General features: G+C 67.2%; 1 protein-coding gene. It reads left to right on the forward strand.

The genetic code is table 11. The annotated features are described in order from the left end of the window. Positions 1-436, forward strand: a 436-nt coding sequence (locus D3D01_RS22965; RefSeq protein ID WP_304999838.1) for a TCP-1/cpn60 chaperonin family protein, incomplete at both ends; no start/stop codon positions are given.

The raw sequence follows: 436 nt of genomic DNA on the forward strand, positions 1-436 counted from the left end.
GTCACCGTCGAGGCCGACGACGGCTCCCATGTGGTCGACCTGGCCAACCTCAACATCGAGACGCGCACCGGCCGCGCGGCGGGCGAGTCGCGCCTCCTCTCCGGCGCGGCGATCGACAAGGACCCCGTCCACGAGGACATGCCGACCGACTTCGACGCGGCCGACGTCCTCCTCCTCAACGACCCGATCGAGGTCGAGGAGGCGGACGTCGACACCTCGGTCAACGTCGACTCACCGGACCAGCTCCAGAAGTTCCTCGACCAGGAGGAACAGCAGCTCCGCGAGAAGGTCGACCAGATCGTCGACTCCGGCGCCGACGTGGTCTTCTGTCAGAAGGGCATCGACGACCTCGCGCAGCACTACCTCGCGAAGGAGGGCGTGCTGGCGGTCCGCCGCACGAAGAAGTCCGACCTGACGTTCCTGAAGAACGTCCTCG

Origin of the sequence: Haloarcula sp. Atlit-7R (assembly GCF_003666065.1) — an archaeon.
GTDB classification, from domain to species: domain Archaea; phylum Halobacteriota; class Halobacteria; order Halobacteriales; family Haloarculaceae; genus Haloarcula; species Haloarcula taiwanensis.